3 protein-coding genes are annotated in these 4863 nt (G+C 76.2%); 2 read left to right on the top strand and 1 reads right to left on the bottom strand.

The features are described from left to right. Nucleotides 1–57: 57 nt before the first annotated feature. Nucleotides 58–1224, bottom strand: a complete 1167-nt coding sequence (locus Dsi01nite_RS49390) for a sensor histidine kinase (protein WP_203853442.1) — start codon at nt 1222–1224, stop codon at nt 58–60. A gap of 179 nt (nt 1225–1403) precedes the next feature. Between Dsi01nite_RS49390 and Dsi01nite_RS49395 the strand changes: the two genes are divergently transcribed. Both Dsi01nite_RS49395 and Dsi01nite_RS49400 read left to right on the top strand, forming a co-directional pair. After that, complete coding sequence (locus Dsi01nite_RS49395) at nt 1404–2156, top strand: ABC transporter ATP-binding protein (RefSeq protein WP_203853443.1); 753 nt, start codon at nt 1404–1406, stop codon at nt 2154–2156. A gap of 41 nt (nt 2157–2197) precedes the next feature. Continuing rightward, nucleotides 2198–4798 carry an ABC transporter permease gene (locus Dsi01nite_RS49400; RefSeq protein ID WP_239136928.1) on the top strand — a complete coding sequence of 867 codons (2601 nt, stop codon included), beginning with the start codon at nt 2198–2200 and terminating at the stop codon, nt 4796–4798. Nucleotides 4799–4863 lie beyond the last annotated feature (65 nt).

Raw genomic sequence — 4863 nt, forward strand, 5'->3', positions numbered from 1 at the left:
CCCGCACCGCAGGTCCGCCTCGGTCCGGTGCGCGGCCGGTGCCGGGCTGGAGGCCGGTCATGCGGCGACCTCGACCGGCGCGTGCGGCAGCCGGGCCGACACGGCGAACCCACCACCGTCGCGGGGGCCGGCCGTGAAGTCGCCGCCGTGCGACGCGACCCGCTCCCGCATCCCGATCAGTCCGTGGCCGGTGCCTGGCGCGCGGGCGGACCGGCGGCCGTCGTCGGTGACGGCGACCCGCACGTCGGCGGGTCCGATCGTGACCGTCACGCGGCACGTGGCGGGCGCGGCGTGTTTCACCACGTTGGTCAACGATTCCTGGACGATGCGGTACACCGCCAGACCCACCGACTCCGGCACCGCCTCCCGCGGCACCGGTCCGCCCACCTCCAGGTGCACGTCCACCTCCCCGTAGGACGACTGACCGGCGAGCGCTTCCAGGTCGGCGAGGCCCGGCGCCGGTGCGTACGGCGTGTCGTCGCGCAGCATGCCCAGCGCCCGCCGCATCTCCAGCAGCGCGCCGCGCCCGGTCGCCTCGATCACCCGCAGCGCGTCGCGGGCCTCCTGCGGGCTCGCCTCGGCGACGTGGTTGCCGACGGCGGCCTTCACCACTATGAGGCTCATCGTGTGGGCGACGATGTCGTGCAGCTCCCGGGCGATCCGTAACCGCTCCTCGGCGACCGCCTGCCGGGTCGACTGCTCGCTCTGCCGCGCGGCGAGGGCCCGCCGCTCACGGACCGTCCAGCCGATCAGCCAGCCGGGCACGGTCATGAGCATCCCGTACGCCACGGCGCCGGTCGCGGACCACAGATCCCCGCCGGTCACGGCGAGTGCGGACACGACCGCGGCCAGGCAGCCGACCGCGGTGGGCAGCGACCATCGCAGCGGGGTCGCGACCGCCAGACTGTAGAAGGCAAGCGCGAGCGACACCGACGGCCCGGCGGCCGCATAGTTGGGGATCACGCCGGTGGCCAGCGCGGCCGTGGCGGCGAGGCTGACCGTGACCGCGACCCCAACGGGGAAGCGGCGCCGCACCGCGACCGGCAGCCCGATGACCGCACCGGTCAGCACCGACACCCACACCGGCTCGACGACGCTGCCGTCCAGTGGTGACTCCAGCGCCGCGTAGGCGCACAGCGCCGCACCGGCCACGAGGGCGAGGACGGCGTCGACCGCGTAGAGGTCCACCGGTCGGAGCCGTCGGGTCAGCAGCAGTTCGGTCACGCGGTCGACGGTAGTCGCAGGTCCGGTGGCACCGCGTCCTACTTGGGTCGGCCACGTCGGGTCATCCTTGAGAACGACGAAATGGGTTCGGGGCGCTGGACGTACACCTCAAGGAGGACCCAAGCGAGCGACCTGGGTCTGACGCGCCCGGCCCGCGACCAGGAGCAGTGTCTGGGGTCATGACGACACCGACGGTGCTTCTCGACGACGTGCGGGCCGTGTACGGCGCCGGCACACGCCAAGTGACAGCCCTCGCGGGGGTGACGGTCGGGTTCGACCGGGGGACGTTCACGGCGGTGATGGGGCCGTCCGGGTCCGGCAAGTCGACGCTGCTGCACTGCGCGGCGGGTCTGGACCGACCCGCCGCGGGCACGGTAACGGTCGACGGCACCCGCCTCGACGACCTGGACGAGGACGCGCTGACCCGGCTGCGACGCGACCGGATCGGCTTCGTGTTCCAGGCGTTCAACCTGGTCTCCACGCTCACCGCCGCGCAGAACGTGGCGCTGCCGCAGCGACTGGCGGGGCGGCGGCCGGCGGACGACGACGTGGCGGCGGCGCTCACCGCGGTCGGTCTCGGCGACCGGGCCGACCACCGGCCGAGCGAGCTGTCCGGCGGCGAGCAGCAGCGGGTCGCGCTCGCCCGGGCACTGATCAGCCGGCCGGCTGTCGTGTTCGCCGACGAGCCGACCGGCGCCCTGGACAGCTCCACGTCCCGGCAGGTGCTGGGGCTGCTGCGGGCCCTCGTCGACGAGCACGCGCAGACGGTGGTGATGGTGACGCACGACCCGGTCGCCGCGGCCTGGGCGGACCGGGTGGTGATCCTCGCCGACGGCCGCATCGTCGACGAGCTCGACGGTGCGATCACCGCCGAGACCGTCGCCGCGCGGACCGCCGCGGTCGAGGCCGGCGTCGTGGGGCCGTCGTGCTGAGCGCGCGGCGCCGCGGTCCAGGCCGGGGTCGTGGAGCCGTCGTGCCTGGCGCGTGGCGCCGCGATCCCGGCCGGGCCCGCGCCGGCGGTTCGCTCGTGCGGACGGTGCGGCGGTTCACGGGTGCGTTCGTCGCCGTCGCGGTCGGGATCGCGCTGGTCACCGCGGCCACGTTGCTGTTCGCGTCGGGACGGCCGCTCGTGCCCGACCGGCTGGTGGACGCCGCCGTCATCGTCCGCAGCCCGGCGGCGACGTCGCCGGCCGATCCGTTCACCGCGCCGGTGCCGTGGTCGTCGGACGCGGCGACGGCCCTTGCCGGGCGGCTCTCCGCGCTGCCCGGGGTGGCGGCCGCGGTGCCGGACCGCAGGTTCTACGCGCAGGCGGTCGTCGGCGGCCGTCCGTACACCGCAGACGGGGACCGGCAGGACGCCCGCGAGGGGCACGGCTGGTCCAGCGCCCGGCTCGGCGGGCTGCGCCTGACCTCGGGTGCCGCACCGGCCCGCGCCGGTGAGGTCGTCGTCGACCGTCGGCTCGGGCTGTCGCCCGGCGACCCGGTCACGTTGCTGACCGCTGCGGGGCCTACGCCGTACACGGTGAGCGGGACCGTCGACGCGCCCGGCTTCCACGTGTCGGACGACGTCGCCGCGGCCCTCGCCCCGGGTGTCGAGATGATCGGTCTGGTGCTGCATCCGGGCGCGGACCGGGCCGCCGTCGCCGCCGCGGCCCAGGCGGTCACCGGCACCGCCGGCCGGATCCTGACCGGCGCCGACCGGGCGGCGCTGGAGCCGCGCGACGACGCCCGCACCCGCTGGATCGGCATGCAGGTGCTGACCGCCGTCGCGGCCCTCGCGGGGTTCGTCACCGTGTTCGTGGTCGCGTCGACGTACGCCTTCGCGGTCGCTCAGCGGCGACGCGAGTTCGGGCTGCTGCGCGCGGTCGGCGCCACCCCGCGCCAGATCCGACGGCTGGTGCAGGGCGAGGCCCTGACGGTCGGCGCCGCCGGCGCGGTCGTCGGGCTGCTGGTGGGTGCGGCCTGCGCGACGCCGCTGGGCTGGGCGCTCGTCGATGCCGGGTTCGAGCCGGCGACGTTCACGGTGCGGTTCGTGCTGTGGCCGATCCTCGTGGCGCTCACCGCCGGTCCGTTCGTCGCGCTGCTCGGGGCGTGGTCGGCGGCGCGCCGCGCGGCCCGGGTGCGTCCCGTCGAGGCGTTGCGGGAGGCCGCGGTCGAGCAGCGGCCGATGGGGCGGGCCCGCTGGATCACCGGCCTGCTGCTGGTCGCGGCCGGCACCGCGCTCGCCGTGGGAACGGCGACGTCGGGCAGCGCGCAGGACTCGGCGACGTTCGCGATGTACAGCGCCATGGCCCTCGTCACCGGTGTCACGGTCCTCGCGCCCGCGGTCGTCCGCCCGCTGGCCCTGCTGCGCTCGCCGTTGCCGTCGCGGGGCGGCGCGATCGGCATGCTGGTGCGGGGCAGCGCGCTGACCGCCGCGCGGCGCACCGCCTCGACGGCCGCGCCGGTGCTGTTGACGGTCGCGTTCGCGGTGCTGGTGTCGGGCATGGTCCGCACGTCGACCGGGGCCTACGCGGCGGGCCGGTCCGCGCGGGTCGACGCCGGCTGGGTCGTCGCCCCGGACCGGGCACCGGGCCTGTCCGACGCGGCGGCCGCGGCTGTGCCGGGCGGTGCGGCGATCCTGCCGACGACGGTGTTCACGCCCGCGACGTCCGGGGGCAAACCGCGGGCGCGGGTCGCGATCGGCGTGGAGCCGGCCGCGTTGGTCGCGGTGAACCGGCGCCTGCAGGTGCTGAGCGGCGCCGTCACCGACCTGCGTGGCGAGGGCACCGTCGTGCTGACCCGCTCCGAGGCCACGGCCGCGGCCGCGTCGACGGCAGCGCCCAAGGAGGCTGCCGCGGCAACGACAGCGCCGACGGCGCCGGCCGCGACGGCGCCTGAGGGGACAGCAGCGGTGGAGGGGTCCGGCGGCGGGGGGTCGGCGGGATATCCCGCGGTGTACGTGGTGACGTTCGCCGACGGGACGACGGTGCCGCTGCGGGTCGTCGCTGTGATCGCCGACGGGTCGGTGCCCGGGGACATGGTCCTGCCGCGTGCCACCGTCCGGGCCCATGACCCGTCGGCGCTGACGTCGGCGGTGTTCGTCCGCGACCGCGTCGAGGCGCCGGCCGGATCGGGTGCCCGGGTCGTCGACGTCGGCACGTGGGCGGCGGAGCAGGACGCGGCGGAGGACCGGCTGGTCTGGCTGTTCACGGTGCTGCTGATCGCGGTGTCCGCCGGATACGGGGCGATCGCGGTCGCCAACACGCTGCTCATGGCTGCCGTGGGCCGGGCCGTGGACCTGCGAGCGGTGCGGCTGGCCGGGGCGACCCGCAGGCAGGTGCTGCGGCTCGTGACCGCCGAGTCGGCGCTCGTCGTGCTGATCGGAGCTGTGCTCGGTGGCGGCGTCGCCCTCGGGGCGCTGCTGAGCATCCGGGCGGGGCTCAGCGAGCAGGTCGGCGCGCCGGTCGACCTGGTCGTGCCGTGGGAGGTCGTGAGCGGGGTGGTGACGCTGTGCCTGCTGCTCGCGATCGTGGCGAGCGCCGTGCCGACGATGCGGCAGCTACGCTCCGGCCCGGTCCACGAATTGGGCTGACGCCGGGTCCGCAACCGGGGCCGGGTCCGCACGGGCAGAGCAGCACGCGTCGGCACGGCACGGGC

Source organism: Dactylosporangium siamense (genome assembly GCF_016862795.1).
Taxonomy (GTDB): domain Bacteria; phylum Actinomycetota; class Actinomycetes; order Mycobacteriales; family Micromonosporaceae; genus Dactylosporangium; species Dactylosporangium siamense.